This is a genomic window from Modestobacter sp. KNN46-3, from assembly GCF_011039295.1.
The window spans coordinates 1-17,774 of record NZ_JAAKGN010000039.1; the positions used below are offsets into that span (position 1 = coordinate 1).

Genomic DNA, 17,774 nt, shown 5'->3' on the forward strand with positions numbered 1-17,774 from the left:
CCGTGGCTGCGTCGATGGCACACGACCCGCGGGGCTCGGTGGACTCGTTGGCCGTCACGCCGAGCGGGGTCACCGCAGCAGGCTGGGCCTACGACCCGGACGCGGTCTCCTCCCGAGCCGTGGTCGGCTTGGTCATCGACGGTGCCAAGGTCAGCGGTACCTCGGTCACCGAGGCGAGGCCGGACGTCGATGCGGCCTTCGGGGTGGGTCCCGACCACGGCTCGGGAGGAGACCGCGTCCGGGTCGTAGGCCCAGCCTGCTGCGGTGACCCCGCTCGGCGTGACGGCCAACGAGTCCACCGAGCCCCGCGGGTCGTGTGCCATCGACGCAGCCACGGCCGCCGCGGCCCGCGTGCGGATGTCGCCCAGCTTGGCGTACCCGGCCTGCCCCGGACACGACGTGCTGCCCACGTCCCGGTGCCCGAAGACCGTCGGGACCCGGACACTCGTACCGGCGGCGTACTTGGCGGTGCCGCCACCCCCGGACACGAGGGTCGTGGTGCCGCGCGGGTCGACGCCGTAGAGGGAGAGCTTCCAGGCCACCAGCGCTGCCACCGTGTCCACCACCGCCTCGCTCGGCGTGGTGGTGGAGTAGTCACCGAGCATGGAGACGCCGAACGTGCCGGTGTTGAAGCCGCCGGCGTGGGCGCCGACAACCGGGCTGGCGATGCCGCGATCCCCGCTGTAGCGCCCCTCCCAGGCGCGGCCGAACTTGTCGACGATGACGTTGTAGCCGATGTCCCCCCAGCCCCGGCTGATGGTGTGGTAGGCGTAGATCGCCCGCATGATCCCCGGCACCGCGTCGGCGGTGTAGCTGTTCTTGTCCGCCGTGTGGTGGATGGTCGCCGCCTTGATCGACGGCGCGTAGCTCGGGTCCCAGGCGCGGATGGACTCATCCGCGCCCCACTGCGCGCGGGAGTAGATCGGGGGCATCGGCGTGGCGGCCTCGGCCTCGTCCAGCGCCCTGGACTCCGAGACCGCGGCGTCCGCGGGGCTGGTGCCCGGGTCGATCAGCTCGATCCGGACGTCCTGCGGGGAGCTCCCGTCCAGTGCCTGGACGATCACCTCCATCCCCGAGGCCGGCCCGGTGTAGTACGGCGCGGTGCCGTCCCGGACGCCGTCGCCGGGGTCGGTCTGCTCCGCGTCGTCCTTCTCCAGCCGGGTCCACGAGCCCCAGGACCCGCCCTCGGCCCGCACCCGCACCTGGGCGACGACCTCCTCGACCGAGTCGTCCCGCTCCCAGGTCACCCCCACCGCGGAGAAGGGGGCGGACTCCGGCCGCGAGACCGTCAGAGCGGGCAGCCCGGGGATCTCCTCCCCGGTGGCCGGCGGGGCGACCTCGTCCACGTCCTCGCCGTCCGCAGGCTGCCCGACCGCGGGGCGGCTGCCGGTGGGTTCGGCCGGTGCGGTGGGTGCGGCCGGTGCAGCGGGTGCGCCGCCGACGGTGTCCTCGGCGAGCTCCGTCGAGTCGGCCGACGCCTCGAACGACCCGAGAGCGATGGTGTCCACCGACGGTGCGACGGGCTCGGGAGCTGGTCCCGACGCGACATAGACCGGCAGCACGATGAACGCACCCGTCATGGCGATGAATGCAGTCAGGCCCGCGGTGGTGCGGCGCACGAGGGGTCCTCCGATGAGCGACAGCGGTGGTCGACCCAGGGGTCAGACCGGTTCTCTGTCCATCTCATCGGCAGGACCGCGCGTGTACCTGAAGCAGCAAGTGACGAAAAGTCACCACAACGTGATGTGCCGGGCTGCGGCGCGCGACCGCGAACCGCAGATCAGTCGCGGAACCCCTGCTGCATGGCCACGTGGAGCGCCTCACGCCAGGGACGGGTCGGGGTGAGCCCTGCCGCCCCCCACGCGGACCCGTCGAGGACCGAGTACGCCGGTCGCGGCGCCGGGCGGGGGAAGGCATCCGTGGTCGTCGGCTGCACCCGCTCCGGGTCGGCACCCAGCTCCTCGAACACGGCGCGAGCCAGGCCGAACCAGCTGACCTGCCCGCTGTTCGTGCAGTGCAGCACCGGTGGGACGGCGTCGACCCGCTCCCCCAGCTCGACGAGTCCCGCGGCGAGGTCGGCCGACCACGTCGGCGAGCCGACCTGGTCGTCGACGACCGAGAGGGTCTCGCGCTGGGCCTCCAGGTTGGTCATCGTGCGGACGAAGTTCCCACCGTGCCGGCCGTACACCCATGCGGTGCGGACCACGGTCGCGTCGTCCCCGACCGCGGCGATCGCCTGCTCGCCGGCCAGCTTGGTGCGGCCGTACGCCGACCGGGGAGCCGTGGGCGAGTCCACCCGGTAGGGCTCGGTGGCGGAGCCGTCGAAGACGTAGTCGGTGGAAACGTGCACCAGCCGCCCGCGGCCGGCCATCTCCTCGGCCAGCCACCCCGGCGCCGCGCCGTTGACGACCTGGGCGGTGGCCTCGTCGGTCTCGGCCGGGTCGACCGCCGTGTACGCGGCGGCGTTCAGCAGCACCGCCCGGGAACCGGCGGACCGGTCCAGCCAGTCGCGCACCGTGGCCCGGACGGAGGACTCGTCGGTGAGGTCGACCTCGGCCCGGCCGACCGCCGTCACCTGGTCGTCCGGCCGCCCGGAGAGCACCCCGAGCAGGTCGTGGCCCAGCTGCCCGCGGGCGCCGGTGACCAGCCAACTGATCGGCGAGGCGGTGCTCATGCGCGCGCGGTCGCCGCGGCGGCCTTGAGCGGCTCCCACCAGGCGCGGTTGTCCCGGTACCACTGCACGGTGAGCGCGAGCCCGTCCTCGAAGGACATCCGGGGGGCGTAACCGAGCGCGCCGGTCTTCGAGTAGTCGACCGAGTAGCGCAGGTCGTGCCCGCCACCGCGCGGGTCGACGATGTGCTCGACGTGGCTCCAGTCCCGCCCGGTCGCCTCCAGCAGCTTCTCGGTGAGCTCACGGTTGGACAGCTCGCGGCCGCCGCCGATGTTGTAGTACTCGCCGGGCGCGCCCTTCTCCAGCACCAGCTGGATGCCACGGCAGTGGTCGTCGACGAACAGCCAGTCGCGGACGTTCGCACCCTCGCCGTACAGCGGCACCGTGAGCCCGTCGAGCAGGTTGGTGACGAACAGCGGGATGACCTTCTCCGGGAAGTGGTACGGCCCGTAGTTGTTGCTGCACCGGGTGATGGAGATGTTCATCCCGTAGGTCTTGGCGTACGCCCGGGCGATGAGGTCGCTGCCGGCCTTGGACGCGGAGTACGGGGAGTTCGGCTCCAGGATGTGGTCCTCGGTCCAGGAGCCCTCGTCGATGGAGCCGTAGACCTCGTCGGTGGAGACGTGCACGACTCGGCCCACCTCCGCGCGGAGAGCCGACTCGAAGACCTGCTGCGACCCCAGCACGTTGGCCAGCACGAACCCGGCCGCACCGGTGATCGACCGGTCGACGTGCGACTCGGCGGCGAAGTGGACCACCGCGTCGTGCCCGGGCAGGACGGCGTCGAGGTCCTCGGCCGAGCAGATGTCGCCCTGCACGAACCGGTACCGCGGGTTCTCCGCCACCGGAGCGAGGTTCGCGAGGTTACCGGCGTAGGTCAGCTTGTCGAAGACCGTCACCTCGGCGTCCTCGAAGCCGGGGTAACCGCCGGAGAGCATGGTCCGCACGTAGTGCGAGCCGATGAAGCCGGCGCCGCCGGTGACCAGGATGCGCATCTGAGAAGAGCCCTTCGAGTGACTGGGCGGACAGGTGGTGTCGAGCAGTCTCGCAGAACTGCGTCGCTGCCCGGCGTGGACGTGTTCTGCACGTATCGTCGCCCGCACTCCGCCGCGAGACCTGAGGCGCGCTGAACGACCGAGGCCGGCGCCGCTACGTGAGGACATCTGTGAGCTACCACGACGACCGCACCGGGGCCTCCCGCCCGCTGCCGCCCCGGCTGGACCCGCGCGCCGGCCGTCCCTCGCGACCCGCTGCGCCCGGGGACCCGACCGGTCCCGGCCGCCGCCGACTCGCCGCCGGCGCCCGGGTGGTCGCCGGCCTGCTCTCCCTGGTCCTGCTGGGCACCAGCGGGTGGGGCTGGTACCTCGGCCGCGTCGCCGACGCCAGCGTCAACCGCACGAACGCCATCCCCACCTCGGGCAACGAGCAGACCGTGGACACCGGCGCGGCGATGAACCTGCTGCTCGTGGGCAACGACAGCCGCGCAGGCGCCACGGAGGAGGAGCTGGCCCTGCTCAACACCGAGGCCAACCCCGGGCTGAACACCGACACCATGATCCTGGCGCACGTCCCGGCCGACGGGTCCGCAGCGTCGTTCGTCTCCTTCCCGCGCGACTCCTACGTGGAGATCCCCGGCTACGGGTGGGACAAGCTCAACGCCGCCTACGCCTACGGCGGGATGGAGGCCCCGGACGGCGCTTCCGACGCCGCGGTGCAGGCAGCCGGTGCGCAGCTGCTGATCCAGACGATCAGCTCGCTGACCGGCCTGCGGATCGACCACTACGCCGAGGTCGACCTGCTGGGCTTCTTCAAGCTGTCCACCGTCGTCGGCGGCGTGGAGGTCAACCTCTGCGAACCGGCGAAGGACAGCTTCTCCGGCGTGGACCTGCCCGCCGGCGTGCAGACCATCAGCGGCGAGCAGGCGCTGGCCTTCGTGCGCCAGCGACACGGCCTGCCGCGGGGCGACTTCGACCGCATCGTCCGGCAGCAGACGTTCATCGGCGGCATGATCCGCAAGATGCTCAGCGACAACGTGCTGCTGGACCTGGGCAAGCAGCGCGAGCTGGTCCAGGCCGCCGCGGACGCCCTGACCGTCGACCAGAACCTCGACCTGCTCCGGCTGGCACAGCAGATGCAGTCGGTCACCCCGGGCAGCATCGACTTCCAGACCGTCCCCTACGTCGGGACCGACCGGGACGAGCAGGACCGGTCGATCATCCGACTGGAGGACGAGAAGACCCTGCACGCCTTCTTCGCCCAGCTCAACGCAGAGCCCGCGCCGGCGGAGGAGACGGCCGAGACCGAGGCACCCGCAGCGGTCAGCGCCGCCGACGTGGACGTGGAGGTCTACAACGGCTCCGGCATCTCCGGGCTGGCCGGCGACGCCGGCGAGGAGCTGACGGCGTCGGGCTTCCAGGTCACCGGGACGGCGAACGCCGACTCCATGGACTACGAGGTCACCGAGATCCGGCACGCCGCCGGGGACGAGGCGCTGGCGGCGGCGCTGGCCGCCCAGGTCCCCGGTGCGATCACCAAGGTCGTCGACGACGCGGCCAGCGGCACCGTCCAGCTGGTGCTCGGCTCCGACTTCAACGGCGTGGGACAGGCCGTGACCGCCGCACCGCCGGCCCCGGTGACGGAGGGCGCGGACGCCCGGACCGCCGCTGACACCGACTGCATCAACTGAGCCGACGCGGCATACACGGCACACACGAGGGAGGTCCCACCCGATCGGGTGGGACCTCCCTCGCGTACGTGGGGCGTGCGCGGCTCAGATGGGCAGGCGGCGGAACAGCGCGCGCGGGGTGTGCCGCAGCCCGCTCATGACCCAGCGCATCGCGCCGGGCACCCAGACCGTGTGCCGGTCCTTGCGGATGCCGGTGACGATCGCCTCGGCGACGGCCTCCGGGGTGGTCGCCAGCGGCGCGTCGTCCAGGCCCTCGGTCATCTTGGACCGCACGAAGCCCGGCCGGACGACGAGCACGGAGACGCCGGTGCCGACCAGCGAGTCGGCCAGCCCGGAGTAGAAGGCGTCCAGTCCGGCCTTGGTGGAGCCGTAGACGAAGTTGGACGCCCGCGGTCGCTCACCGGCCACCGAGGAGAGCGCGACGATGACGCCGTGCCCCTGCTGACGCATCTGGTTGGCCAGCTCGGTGCCCACCACCGTGGGCGCGACGTAGTTGACCTGGGCCAGCCGGGCCACGGCCGTCGCGTCCGTGCGCAGCTGGTCGGCCGACCCCAGCAGCCCGAAGGCGACCACCGCGATGTCGATGTCTCCCGCGGCAGCTGCCTCGGCGACCATCCGGCCCGGCGACGCCGGGTCGTCGGCGTCGAAGTCGACGACCTGGACCTTCGCGCCGGCGGCGGTGAGCTCCGCGGCGACGGCGCTGCGGCGTGGGGTGTCCCGCGCGGCGACGACCACCCGCAGCGGGCGCTCCGCGAGGTAGCGGTGCGCGGTGGCCACCGCGATGTCGGAGGTGCCGCCGACGAGCAGCAGCGAGCTGGGCGAACCGAGCGCGTCGATCACAGCCCGAGCCTCCTGGCCAGGTCGGAGGTGAAGACGCCGTCCGGGTCGACCTGCTTGCGCACGGCCCGGAAGTCGTCGAGGCGGTCGTACATCTTCTCGAAGGTCTCCGGGCGCACCCGGGAGTCCTTCGCCAGGTAGGTCCGACCCGTTGCTGCGATGACGACCTCGTCGAGGGAGTCCAGCAGGCCGGCCAGCCCCTTCATCACCGGGATGTCCAGCGCCAACGTCCAGCCGGGCGAGGGGTAGGACAGCATGCCGGGGTTGCCCGGCCCGAACCGCTTGAGGACGGCGAGGAAGGACGCCGTCCCGAAGGAGCTGAGGCGGTCCAGCACCTCGCGCATGGCCTCCTCCTGCCCGAAGGGCACGGTCACCTGGTACTGCACGAAGCCGCGGGGGCCGTAGATGCGGTTCCAGCCTCCCACGGCGTCCAGCGGGTGGAAGAACGTCGGGATGCTCTGCAGCTGGTCCCGCTTGAGCTTCGGGGCCTTGCGGTACCAGAGCTCGTTGAACGCCGCGACCGTGGCCAGGTTCAGCAGGCCGGGCGGGAAGACGTCGGGCACGGACGCCTTGACCGACCCGTGGTACCCCAGCGGGTCGGTCCGGCGCTTGGCCGGCAGCTCGTCCAGCTTCGCGAACCGGCCGCGGGTGACCACCGAGCGGCCCATCCGCCTGCCCTTGGCGAGGGTGTCGATCCAGGCCACCGAGTACTCGTAGAGGTGGTCGGTCTCGGCCAGCAGGGTCATCAGGGAGTCGAGGTCGGGCGTGCGGTCGGTGTCGACCAGGCAGCGCGAGGACTCGATCGCCTTCATCTGCACCTGCGCCCGGAGGACGACGCCGGTCAGGCCCATGCCGCCGACGGTGGCCCAGAACAGGTCGGGGTCGGACTCCGGGCTGACCCGGCGGACCTGGCCGTCGGCGGTGAGCAGGTCCAACCACCGGACGTGCTGGCCAAAGCTGCCGGCGACGTGGTGGTTCTTGCCGTGGATGTCGGCGGCGATGGCCCCGCCCACGGTCACCAGCCTGGTGCCCGGCGTCACCGGGACGAAGAAGCCCTGCGGCACGAACCGGTTCATCAGCTCGTCGAGGGAGATGCCGGCCTCGACGTCGACCAGGCCGGACTCCAGGTCCGCGTGCAGGACCCGGGCGGAGGTGGTCATGTCGAGGACGGTGCCGCCGGCGTTCTGCGCGGCATCGCCGTAGCTGCGGGCCAGGCCACGGGCCACCACACCTCGACCGGTGGCGGCGAGCACAGCGGCGCGGACGTCGTCGTCACCGTGGACCGGGACCAGCGCGGCACGGGTGGGCGCGGTGCGGCCCCACCCGACCAGCGGGACGGCTCCCTGCAGGGGCCCGCCGCGAGCGTGCGAGGGGTGGGGGGCAGGGAGTGTTCCGTCAGACACCGAAGACCCCCAGGCCGACGGTCAGCACCCACAGGGCGCCGAGGACGAGCAGGACATGGTCGTGCAGGACGATCTCCTCCGGGGCACCGGCGGCGCCCTTGTCGACGTCCCGCGCGTACCGCAGGATCGCCATCACGAACGGTGCGATCGAGATGGTCGCCCACGGCACGCCGTCCTGGATCTCGGCCATCTCGAAGGCCCACAGGCAGTAGGCAGTGACGGCCACACCGGCCGACAGGCTCCAGACGAAGCGCAGGTAGCTGGCCGAGTACTCCTGCAGCGTCTTGCGCGTGGCTGCCTCGTCGCCCACGAGCACGAACTCGGAGTAGCGCTTGCCGGCGACCATGAAGAGCGAGCCGAAGGCGGCCACCAGCAGGAACCACTGGGAGAGCCACAGGCCCGCCGCGACACCGCCGGCGATGCCGCGCAGCAGGAAGCCGGAGGCCACCACGGCCAGGTCGATGACCGGCTGGTTCTTCAGGAACACGCAGTAGGCGAGCTGGATGACCACGTAGCTGCCCAGCACCCCGGCCAGCGCAGGCCGGGTCAGCAGCACCGCGGTCGTGAGGGCGACGGCGAAGAGCACCACGGCGAGCGCCACCGCGAGTGGCCGGGGCACCAGGCCCGCGGCGATCGGGCGGTACCGCTTCCGCGGGTGCCGGCGGTCCTCCTCGACGTCGATCGAGTCGTTGACCAGGTAGACCCCGGACGCCGACAGGCAGAACAGCAGGAAGGCCACCGCCGTCGGGCCCATGACGTCGGGGTCGAAGACCTCACCGGCAGCGAGAGGGGCGGCGAGCACCAGCCCGTTCTTGACCCACTGGCGGGGGCGCAGGGCACGGACCACCCCCCAGAGCCGGCCACCGCGGAAGCCGGCCGGTCGAGGCGCCTGTTCGACCGGGAGCGGGAGCACGGCGTTCGCCTCGAAGCCGTTCGGCAGACCGTGCACTGCTCCGGGCACCTGCGTGTGGTCGGACCTGGCGGACATGATCACGCCTCCCTGACGACGGAACTGCGCATCCGCCGTCGGACGACGGTGGCGACGCTGGCACCCAGGACCGCGCCGGAGAGGACGTCCGACGGGTAGTGCACACCCAGCAGTACCCGAGACACGAGCATGGCACCTGTGACCCCGGTCATGAGCGGCCCGCCGAGCATCGGGCTGAACCCGACCGCCGCGGCCGCCGTCGACGTGCTGTGCGCGCTGGGGAAGGAGAGCCGGCTGGAGGTGGCGACCAGCGGCGGGACGTCCTCCAGCGCAGGCCGCACCCGGCGGACCAGCCGCTTCACGACGACGCCGGCAGCGTGTGCCGCCACCACGCCCATCACCCCTGCGGCCCAGTCGGATCGGCGCCGCCCGCTCAGCCACCCCGTCGCGCCCAGGGCGATCCAGCCGAGCGCGTGCTCCCCGAAGTGGGAGAGCCCCCGGGCCACGGGGACGGCCGGGCCCTGCCCCAGGACCTGCCGGGTACGGCGGAGCAGCGCGTGGTCGAGCCGGGTCAGCGCCATGCCCGAGGTTGCGCTCATCGAGGGTCGATCGTAGCGGGGGAGGACCCGCCGAGCCGGATGAGAAGGACAGCTCCGTCGCGCACCTGCGATCCTGGCCAGGTGCCCGCCAGCCGACCTGCCACCCCGACCGACCTGCTGAACGCAAACCTCCGCCGGGACCCCGCCGCCCCGCTGATCACCTTCTACGACGACGTGTCCGGCGAGCGGACCGAGCTCTCGGCCACCACCCTGGCCAACTGGGTCGCCAAGACCGCCAACCTGCTGCAGGAGGAGTTCGACGTCGGCCCGGGCAGCACCGTCGGCCTGGCGCTGCCGGTGCACTGGCAGACCGCCGCGGTGCTGCTCGGGGTCTGGAGCTGCGGGGCCGCGGTGTGGGAGACCGCCGCCGAGGACGACGACCGGCTCACCGACGCCGACGTCGTGCTGGCCGACGCCGACCGGCTGCCCGCCCTGGAGGAGCTGGGCCTCGACGAGCTGCTGGGCCTGTCCCTGCACCCACTCGGGATGGGCATGACCGGGTACACCGGCCCGGCCCGGGACTTCGCGCTCGAGGTGCGCGGCCACGGCGACGTCTTCTCCCCCTGGCAGCCGGTCGACCCCGCCGGGGTCGGCCTGGTGCTCGGCGGGGGGCAGCTGAGCCTGTCCGCCCTGGTCGAGACGGCGACCGAGCTGGCCGGCCGGCTGGGGATGACCGCCGGTGACCGGGTGCTGGTCGACCAGCAGGCAGCGACGGAGGCCGGGCCGGTCGCCTGGCTGCTGGCGCCGCTGGCGGCCGGGGCCTCTCTCGTGCTCTGCCGCGCGGCCGCACCGTCCGGCCTGCTCCGTCGGGCGGAGACCGAACGGGTCACCGCTACGCTCGGGCTGAAGCTCGACGGGATCCGCGAGCTGGGCCGCCCCGCCTGACGCACCGCCTGCCCAGCCCTCGAACGGACGGTGGTCAGCGCATGGACAAGGTCGTCGCGAGCGCACGGGAGGCCGTGGCCGACGTGCCCGACGGAGCGACCCTCTCGGTCGGTGGGTTCGGGTTGTGCGGGGTGCCGGTCGCGCTCATCGACGCGCTGCTGGAGCAGGGCGCGTCGGGCCTGACGACCATCTCGAACAACTGCGGGGTCGACGACCAGGCGCTCGGGGTGCTGCTCTACGCCGGGCGGATCGCGAAGACGATCAGCTCCTTCGTGGGCGGCAACAAGGAACTGGCGCGGCTGTACCTCTCCGGCGAGCTGGAGGTCGAGCTGACCCCGCAGGGGTCGCTGGCCGAGCGGCTGCGCGCCGGGGGCACCGGCATCCCCGCCTTCTACACGCCCACCGGGGTGGGCACCCTGGTGGCCGACGGCGGCATCCCGGTGCGCTACGACGCCGAGGGCAACGTGGTGGCCACCAGCGAGCCCAAGGAGGTCCGCCGGTTCGGCGACCAGGACTTCGTGCTGGAGACGGCACTGACCGCCGACTTCGGCCTGGTCCGCGCGGCGGTCGGTGACCGGCACGGCAACCTGGTCTTCCGCGAGTCGGCCCGCAACTTCAACCCGCTGTGCGGCATGGCCGCGGCGGTCACCATCGCCGAGGTCGAGCGGCTGGTGGAGCCCGGGAAGATCCCGCCCGAGGCCGTGCACCTGCCCGGGGTGTTCGTGCAACGGGTGGTCGTCGTCGGCGACGAGGGGAAGCGGATCGAGAAGCGCACCACCCGCCCCCGCCCCGGCGCGGCTGCACCCGCGGCCGCCGGCACCGAGACCACGGAGGCCTGAGATGGCACTGTCCCGCGACGAGCTCGCCGCCCGGGTCGCCCTGGACCTGCAGGACGGCCAGTACGTGAACCTCGGCATCGGCATGCCCACCCTGGTGCCCAACCACATCCCCGACGGGGTGCACGTGGTGCTGCAGAGCGAGAACGGCGTGCTCGGCGTCGGCCCCTACCCCTTCGAGGGCGAGGAGGACGCCGATCTGATCAACGCCGGCAAGGAGACGATCACGATCCTGCCCGGGGCCAGCTTCTTCGACTCCTCGCTGTCCTTCGGCATGATCCGCGGCCACCACATCGACGTCGCCGTCCTCGGGGCCATGCAGGTCAACACCCGCGGCGACCTGGCCAACTGGCTGATCCCCGGCAAGATGGTCAACGGGATGGGCGGGGCGATGGACCTCGTCCACGGTGCCCGCGAGGTGATCGTGATGATGGAGCACGTCGCCCGCGACGGCTCCCCCAAGATCGTCGAGGAGTGCTCCCTGCCGCTGACCGGCAAGGGCTGCGTCGACCGCATCATCACCGACCTGGCCGTCATCGACGTCACCGACACCGGGCTGGTGCTCCGCGAGACCGCTCCCGGCGTCACCGTCGCCGACGTCGTCGCCGCCACCGGCGCCCCGCTGCAGGTCGACGGCGAGGTGCCCACCATGGCGCTGCCGGCCACCGTGTGAAGAAGGACCCCCCTGCCCCCCACGCCTCGCACGCTCGGCGCGGGCCCCTGCAGGGGGGCCGTACGCGGTCCGGGAACGAGAGTCGATGACCTTCTCCGTCATCGCCCGGGACGCCGCGACGGGCGACCTGGGCATCGCGGTCTCCTCCTGCATCCTGGCCGTCGGCCGGGCCGTCCCCACGGTCCGGCCCGGGGTGGGGGTGATCGCGGTCCAGGCGCGCAGCCGGCGAGGGCTGGGCACCTCCCTGCTGGCCGGCCTGGCCGACGGCGCCTCGCCGCAGGACCTGGTGCGCCGGGCCGCGCACGCCGCCGACGACGCCGACCGCCAGATCGCCGTCCTGGACGCCACCGGCCGGGTGGCCGCCGACACCGGGCCGGGGTCCCTGCCCACCAGCGGGCACGTGCTGGGTGAGGGTTTCAGCGTGCAGGGCAACATGCTCGCCTCCCCCGACGTCCTGCCGGCCATGGCCCAGGCCCTGGGCGCCACCGGCGGCGCGCTGGCCGATCGGCTCATCGCGGCACTGACCGCCGGGCAGGACGCCGGCGGCGACCTCCGCGGCCGCCAGTCCGCCGCGCTGCAGGTGGTCAGCGGGACCCCCGACACCGAGGACGACGACGGCGTCCGGGTGGACCTGCGGGTCGACGACTCCGGAGACCCCGTCGCCCAGCTGCGGATGCTGCGCAACCTGCAGCGCGCCTACGACGAGCGCGACTACGAGACCCTCGCGGTCTTCGCGCCGGAGGGAGCCCGGGACCTGTACGCGGCACTGGCCGCCTCCCGCCGCGGCGACCGGGCCGCAGCCCGTAGCGCCCTGGAGGCCGTGCGCGCCCGCCCGGGCTGGTCGACGTGGCTGACGTCGATGGCCGGCGACTCCCGGCTGGCTGGGGTCTCCCGGCTGCTGGAATGACCCCCGCCCCCGAGCGAGCCGCCGGTTAGAGTCCGTCCAGGACGAGGTCGAGAGCATGCGACTCGGTGAGGGCGGGAGCACTGCGTGGTCAACCGAGACCAACCCGTTGCGACCGAGCGCACGGGTTCCTCGAGCGGCCGCACCAGCTCGCCCACCGCGCGGCGCCGCCTGGGTGACTGGCTCTACCGCCCCACTCCCCGAACCCCCTGGTACGAGGGCGCCGTCGTCCTCCTGCTGTCCGCTGCGGTGGCGCTGTTCCGGCTCCCCCCGGGCCGGCTGGACACGATCTGGGCAGAGGACGGCGTCGTCTTCCTGCGCCAGGCCGAGGAGAGCATGGGACTGGGTCCCCTCTTCCGGCCGTACTCCGGCTACCTGCACCTGCTCCCCCGGCTGGTCGCCGAGGTCGCCAGCTGGTTGCCGCTGCACCTGGCCGGCCTCGTCTTCAGCATCTCCGCGGCGCTGGTCGTCGGGACCGCCTCCTGGTCGGTGTGGGTGTTCGGGCGGGCCCACCTGCCCTCTCCCTGGCTGCGTGGTGGCCTTGCGGCCGCCGTCGCACTGGTGCCCGCCGGTGGCCTGGAGGCCGCCGACAACGTCGCGAACAGCCACTGGTTCCTGATCTTCGCCGCCTTCTGGGCGCTCATCGGCCGACGCCGGTCGGCCTGGGGCCACGTCCTGCCCGCCCTCATCGTGATGCTGGCCGCACTGAGCGACCCCCTCGCCGTCGTGCTCCTCCCGCTGGCGCTCGGCCGCCTGGTCCTGCTGCCCCGCCGTGAGTGGTGGGTGGCCGGGACGTACCTCATCGCGATGACCGTCCAGCTGATCGTCGTCCTGTCCGCCGAGCGGACGACCGGCGCACGCCCGGCTGCGATGGAGATCGCCTTCGGCTACGCGCTCCGCGTGGTGTCGACCTCGATCGTGGGCAACGGGGGAACCCAGCGGCTGGTCGGCGCGGGCGGTCGTGAGCTCGTCTGGACGGTCGGGGTGGTGATCGCGGCCGCACTGCTCGTCGCCCTCCTCTTCTCCCGGCCCGAACGCCGTCCGCTCATCGTCACGGCGGCCGTCGCCTCGGTCGGGCTGTTCTGCGTGGAGAGCCTCTTCGCCCTCAACGTCGAGTACCCCCCGGCCGGGGCACTGGCGAACGACCTCCACCTGAGCGCGCGCTACACCATCGTGCCGTCGCTGCTGCTCTTGTCGGCGCTCGCTGTGGCTGCCCAGGGCGTCGCCGAGCGGCTGTCGGGCAGCTGGCGTGCACTCGTCCTGGTGACCGCGCTCGTCCCCGTCGCCCTGATGGCCGGGTTCGACTACCGCAGCGAACCCGACCCGCGCGCCACCGCCCCGGAGTGGTCGGACTCAGTGGAGGGCGCGGAGCAGGAGTGCGCGGCCGGCGGCCCCGACCAGGTGGTGGTGCTCCCCATCGCTCCCACCGAGCCCTGGGCCGTCGAGCTCACCTGCGGGATCGTGACCGGCGGCTGACGGACGGCCGGACCAGCGATCGCGCTGGCGATCAGCGGAGCAGGCTGCGGGCGATCACCATGCGCTGCACCTCCCGGCTGCTGGACTGAGGAGGCCGTCGCCCGGTCGCGCACCAGGTCGCCCGGCCCTGCCCCGGGCGCAGAGCAGCCGGTCCGGTGCCCGGGATTGCCGGTGACCGGCAACCCCACCGCGATCGGGATGGCCGGTCACCGACCTGTCCCCCCTCCCCGTGTGCGGGCAGGCTGACTCCAGGCCCCCAGGTGCTGGGCGCTGTCCGTGACAGCCGGCGTCTGGACCTGCCGGCGACGAGGAGGTGACCGGGGTGTCCGCACCACACAGCGGCACGGCTGCGCTGCCCGTGCCACCCGGACGTCATCGGTCGCCGGTCACCGGAGCCGAGCGGCTGGCCCTGGCGACGAACCTGCGGGCGCGCGGCCTGCGTGGCCTGGACATGCTGCGCCGCAGCCAGGACCGGGCGCCCCCTCGGCGCACCTGACCCGCTGCGGGTCCCTCGTTCCTCCTCGCGCGCCCCGATCCGATGGCGCGTGCTCTCCGCCGTCCCCAGGAGCAGTCCATGCGCACCACCGCCACCGCCACCGCCACAGCCACCGCCACACCCTCCGCGACTCCGGGGACGGACTGGACGTCCTCCCGGGCGCTGCTGGAGGCCCAGCGCGCCGACTGCCTCCGTCAGCGCGAACTCGCCCTGGCCGAGACGGTCACGTCGGTGCCCGACCCGGTCGCCCTCCGCCGGGCCGACAGCCTTCTGCGCACCATCCAGGAGATCGACGCGGCGCTGGACCGGATCGCGACCGGCACGTACGGCTCCTGCGCGCACTGCGGATCGGCCATCCCCCCGGAGCGACTCGAGTTCCGCCCGTTCGCAGCGAACTGCGTCTCCTGCCTGTGACCACACTGACCGCGAGGAGCCGCCCCGTGTCCGCTCCGTCCGCCGCTCGTGCCGTCCCCGACGACCAACTGCTGTCCGTCACCACCGTGCGCGGGGACCGGCCGGGTCGTGTCCTCGTCGACGTCACCGGCGAGGTGGACAACGCCACCGCCCCGCTGCTCCGGCTGTGCCTGGACAGCCAGACCGCCCAGCGGGAGCTCCGTGAGCTCGTCGTCGACCTCGCCGAGGTCACCGTCCTGGGCCCCGCCGGCGTCACCGCGCTCACCCGGGCGCACCGTCGGTGCCGGCGGCGCGGTGCCCGGCTGGTCCTGCGGTGCGCCGGCCGGCGCACCGTCCTGGACCAGCTGCAGCCGACCCGCCTGGGCTCGCTGGTGGGCGATGCGCCCACCCCCCGACCGGACCGCTGAGACGCCGATCGGCCCGACGCCGCGGTCAGCCGGGGCATGCTGGCGTCCCCGATGTCCGGCAACGCCGGTCCGGGACGCCGGCGAGACGGAGGCCTGCCGATGACCGACGACCGGCAGTCCGGCGACGGGCCGGCGGGCGAGGACTGGCTGGACGCCGTGGCGGCGTCGGCAGCCGCCGCCTGTTCCGCCCCGGTGGACCTGCTCGGCGACTACCTGCCGATGCTGGCCGACGCGGCCATCCACGGGCGCCGTCCGGAGCCGAGGGAGCTGGCTGCGGTCCGTGAGCTGGGACGGCGAGCGGCGGCGCAGGGTGTCAGTGCCCGGGGCGCGGTGGACCTCTACCTGTCCGCGTCCTGGCGGCTCTGGCGGCAGCTGCCGGCGGTGGTGCGCTCCAGTGACCCGGAGAAGGTGCGCCAGGCCGGCGAGGCGGTGCTGCGGGTCCTCGACGACGCCGTCGGGGTGCTCGTCGACGGCCACCAGTCCGAGCGGCGGGAGATGATCCGCCACGAGGAGGCGCTGCGGCGCGGGTTCGTCGACGACCTGCTCCGCGGCGACGCCGACGTCGCCCGGATGGTCCAGCGCGCCGAGCCCTTCGGCATCGACCTGGGCAAGGCCCACCACGTGGCCCTCGCCGCGGCGCGGGAGCCCGAGGGGCCGGTCGACCGTGCGGCCATCGCACTGGAGCGGGCCGTCGTGGACCGGTTCGGCGACCGGGACGTGCTGGTCGCCACCAAGGACGCGCGGGTGGTGGTCGTCGTGCCGGCGGGGAGCGCGACCGTGACCTCCCGGGCGGTGGACCTCGGTGCGCTGATCCGTGCCCAGCTCGACCAGGTCGACGGCGGCCGGCGCTGGCGGGTGGCCGCAGGGCGCGCGTTCCCCGGCGCCTACGGCGTCGCCCGGTCCTACGAGGAGGCCCGGGAGGCCCTCGTGTTCGCCGACCGGCTCGGGCTGGACACCGACGTCGTGCACGCCCGCGACCTGCTGGTCTACCGGGTGCTGGGCCGGGACCAGGCGGCGATCGCGGACCTGGTCGGCGACGTGCTCGGCCCGCTGCAGCGCAGCCGCAACGGCGCGGGCGTGCTGCTGGAGACCCTGCTGGCGTACTTCGAGGCCGGGAACGTCGCCACCGAGGCCGCCCAGCGGTTGCACGTCTCGGTGCGCACCGTCACCTACCGGCTGGCCCGGGTCGCCGAGCTCAGCGGCTACAGCGTCGGGCGGCCCGACCAGCGGCTGTCCCTGCACGCCGCCGTGCTGGGCGCCCGCCTGCTGGAGTGGCCGGCCAGGCCGCTGCCGCTGGACACCTGACCCGGACCCGGCCGACCTCGACCGGCCGGCGACCTACCTCAGGAGGCTCCGGGCGATGACCATGCGCTGCACCTGGTTGGTGCCCTCGTAGATCTGGGTGATCTTGGCGTCGCGCATCATCCGCTCGACCGGGAAGTCCTGGGTGTAACCGGCCCCGCCGAAGAGCTGGACGGCGTCGGTGGTCACCTGCATGGCGGTGTCGGAGGCGAAGGCCTTGGCCGCAGCGGAGACCCGGGTGACGTCGGGGCGCCCCTGCTCACCGGCGGCAGCTGCCACGTACACCAGGTGCCGGGCTGCCTGGATCCTCATGTCCATGTCGGCGAGCATGAACTGGACGCCCTGGAAGTCGCTGACCGCGGAGCCGAACTGGCGGCGGTCCTTGGTGTAGGCGATCGCGGCGTCCAGTGCGCCCTGGGCGACCCCGACCGCCTGGGCCCCGATGGTCGGCCGGGTGAAGTCCAGCGTCCGCAGCGCCGTCTTGAACCCGGTGCCGGGCTCTCCCACGATCCGGTCGGCGGGGATGGTGCAGTCGGTGAAGTAGAGCTCGCAGGTGGGCGAGCCCTTGATGCCCATCTTCTTCTCCTTGGGGCCCACGGCGAAGCCGGGGTCGTCGCGGTGCACGACGAAGGCGGAGATCCCGTTGGCGCCCTTCTCCGGGTCGGTGACGGCCATGACCGTGAACCACTCCGAGACGCTCGCGTTGGTGATCCACGCCTTGGTCCCGTTGAGCACCCAGCTGTCGCCCTCGAGCCGGGCCCGGGTCCGCATCGCCGCGGCGTCGGAGCCGGCCTCGCGCTCGGAGAGCCCGTAGCTGATCATCGCGTCGCCGGCGGCGATCGAGGGCAGCACCCGCTGCTTGAGGTCCTCGGACGCCGACAGGATCACCGGCACCGAGCCGAGCTTGTTCACCGCGGGGATCAGCGAGGCGCTGACGTCGACCCGGGCGACCTCCTCGATCACGATGCAGGTGGCGATCGCGTCGGCGCCCTCACCGCCGTAGGCCTCCGGGACGTGCGTGGCGTGGAAGCCCGCCGCGGTGAGCGCCTTCTGCGCCTCCACCGGGTAGCGGGACTCGGCGTCCACCTCCGCGGCGAAGGGGGCGATCTCCCGTTCGGCGATCTCGCGGACCGCCTCCCGGATCGCCTCGTGCTCCTCGGTCAGCGCGTACAGCCCGGCGTTGTTACCCACCGGTAGATGCTAAGCCCGGCCGGGCTGCCCAGGGAAGCGACTCACCCCACGGCGGGGTGGTGACCG

The 17,774-nt window shown here is 73.3% G+C and carries 18 protein-coding genes; 10 read left to right on the forward strand and 8 right to left on the reverse strand.

Going from position 1 to position 17,774, the window contains the following annotated elements:
* From G5C62_RS10825 to rfbB, 3 genes are all read right to left on the reverse strand, one after another.
* Positions 1–1,619, reverse strand: a 1,619-nt coding sequence (locus tag G5C62_RS10825) for an N-acetylmuramoyl-L-alanine amidase (protein ID WP_206330581.1), incomplete at its 3' end; no start/stop codon positions are given.
* Positions 1,620–1,780: 161 nt separating this feature from the next.
* The gene (rfbD, locus tag G5C62_RS10830; RefSeq protein WP_036333801.1) at positions 1,781–2,674 is read right to left on the reverse strand and encodes a dTDP-4-dehydrorhamnose reductase; all 894 of its coding nucleotides are present in this window, start codon (positions 2,672–2,674) and stop codon (positions 1,781–1,783) included.
* Positions 2,671–3,666, reverse strand: coding sequence for a dTDP-glucose 4,6-dehydratase (gene rfbB / locus G5C62_RS10835; RefSeq protein WP_036333799.1), 996 nt, complete (start codon positions 3,664–3,666; stop codon positions 2,671–2,673). The genes rfbD and rfbB overlap by 4 nt, the downstream gene beginning before the upstream one ends.
* A 170-nt stretch (positions 3,667–3,836) precedes the next feature.
* On the opposite strand from rfbB, the gene G5C62_RS10840 reads away from it, so the two are divergent.
* Positions 3,837–5,357, forward strand: coding sequence for an LCP family protein (locus G5C62_RS10840; protein WP_036333797.1), 1,521 nt, complete (start codon positions 3,837–3,839; stop codon positions 5,355–5,357).
* Between the two features lie 84 nt (positions 5,358–5,441).
* On the opposite strand, the gene G5C62_RS10845 is transcribed toward G5C62_RS10840, so the two are convergent.
* Genes G5C62_RS10845 through G5C62_RS10860 form a run of 4 tightly spaced genes read right to left on the reverse strand, consistent with a single transcriptional unit; the run spans position 5,442 to position 9,124 of the window.
* Positions 5,442–6,197 carry a decaprenylphospho-beta-D-erythro-pentofuranosid-2-ulose 2-reductase gene (locus tag G5C62_RS10845; RefSeq protein ID WP_036333795.1) on the reverse strand — a complete coding sequence of 252 codons (756 nt, stop codon included), beginning with the start codon at positions 6,195–6,197 and terminating at the stop codon, positions 5,442–5,444.
* Positions 6,194–7,597: an FAD-binding oxidoreductase gene (locus G5C62_RS10850; protein WP_231557979.1), complete on the reverse strand. Its 1,404-nt coding sequence runs from the start codon at positions 7,595–7,597 to the stop codon at positions 6,194–6,196. Before G5C62_RS10850 ends, G5C62_RS10845 begins: the two co-directional genes overlap by 4 nt.
* Positions 7,590–8,585 (reverse strand): decaprenyl-phosphate phosphoribosyltransferase, encoded by a 996-nt coding sequence (locus G5C62_RS10855; protein ID WP_164700972.1) that lies wholly within the window; start codon positions 8,583–8,585, stop codon positions 7,590–7,592. Before G5C62_RS10855 ends, G5C62_RS10850 begins: the two co-directional genes overlap by 8 nt.
* 2 nt (positions 8,586–8,587) lie before the next feature.
* On the reverse strand, positions 8,588–9,124 hold the full coding sequence (locus G5C62_RS10860) for a phosphatase PAP2 family protein (protein ID WP_164700973.1): 537 nt from the start codon (positions 9,122–9,124) through the stop codon (positions 8,588–8,590).
* Positions 9,125–9,205: 81 nt separating this feature from the next.
* Between G5C62_RS10860 and G5C62_RS10865 the strand changes: the two genes are divergently transcribed.
* From G5C62_RS10865 to G5C62_RS10905, 9 genes are all read left to right on the forward strand, one after another.
* Positions 9,206–10,009, forward strand: coding sequence for a TIGR03089 family protein (locus G5C62_RS10865; RefSeq protein ID WP_036333791.1), 804 nt, complete (start codon positions 9,206–9,208; stop codon positions 10,007–10,009).
* Between the two features lie 41 nt (positions 10,010–10,050).
* Positions 10,051–10,848 (forward strand): CoA transferase subunit A, encoded by a 798-nt coding sequence (locus tag G5C62_RS10870; protein WP_164700974.1) that lies wholly within the window; start codon positions 10,051–10,053, stop codon positions 10,846–10,848.
* Between the two features lies 1 nt (position 10,849).
* Positions 10,850–11,518 carry a CoA transferase subunit B gene (locus tag G5C62_RS10875; protein ID WP_036333787.1) on the forward strand — a complete coding sequence of 223 codons (669 nt, stop codon included), beginning with the start codon at positions 10,850–10,852 and terminating at the stop codon, positions 11,516–11,518.
* Positions 11,519–11,603: 85 nt separating this feature from the next.
* On the forward strand, positions 11,604–12,425 hold the full coding sequence (locus G5C62_RS10880; RefSeq protein ID WP_036333785.1) for a DUF1028 domain-containing protein: 822 nt from the start codon (positions 11,604–11,606) through the stop codon (positions 12,423–12,425).
* 84 nt (positions 12,426–12,509) lie between these two features.
* Positions 12,510–13,898, forward strand: a complete 1,389-nt coding sequence (locus tag G5C62_RS10885; RefSeq protein WP_164700975.1) for a hypothetical protein — start codon at positions 12,510–12,512, stop codon at positions 13,896–13,898.
* Positions 13,899–14,220: 322 nt separating this feature from the next.
* Entirely contained in the window at positions 14,221–14,394 is a 174-nt protein-coding gene (locus tag G5C62_RS10890) for a hypothetical protein (RefSeq protein WP_164700976.1), read from the forward strand.
* A gap of 78 nt (positions 14,395–14,472) precedes the next feature.
* Positions 14,473–14,808: a TraR/DksA C4-type zinc finger protein gene (locus G5C62_RS10895; protein WP_036333778.1), complete on the forward strand. Its 336-nt coding sequence runs from the start codon at positions 14,473–14,475 to the stop codon at positions 14,806–14,808.
* Positions 14,809–14,834: 26 nt separating this feature from the next.
* On the forward strand, positions 14,835–15,215 hold the full coding sequence (locus tag G5C62_RS10900; RefSeq protein ID WP_052090704.1) for an STAS domain-containing protein: 381 nt from the start codon (positions 14,835–14,837) through the stop codon (positions 15,213–15,215).
* Between the two features lie 99 nt (positions 15,216–15,314).
* Positions 15,315–16,520, forward strand: coding sequence for a CdaR family transcriptional regulator (locus tag G5C62_RS10905; RefSeq protein WP_036333837.1), 1,206 nt, complete (start codon positions 15,315–15,317; stop codon positions 16,518–16,520).
* Positions 16,521–16,553: 33 nt separating this feature from the next.
* Here the strand turns inward: G5C62_RS10905 and G5C62_RS10910 are convergent, their stop codons facing one another.
* Positions 16,554–17,708 (reverse strand): acyl-CoA dehydrogenase family protein, encoded by a 1,155-nt coding sequence (locus G5C62_RS10910; RefSeq protein ID WP_036333776.1) that lies wholly within the window; start codon positions 17,706–17,708, stop codon positions 16,554–16,556.
* Positions 17,709–17,774: the final 66 nt, after the last annotated feature.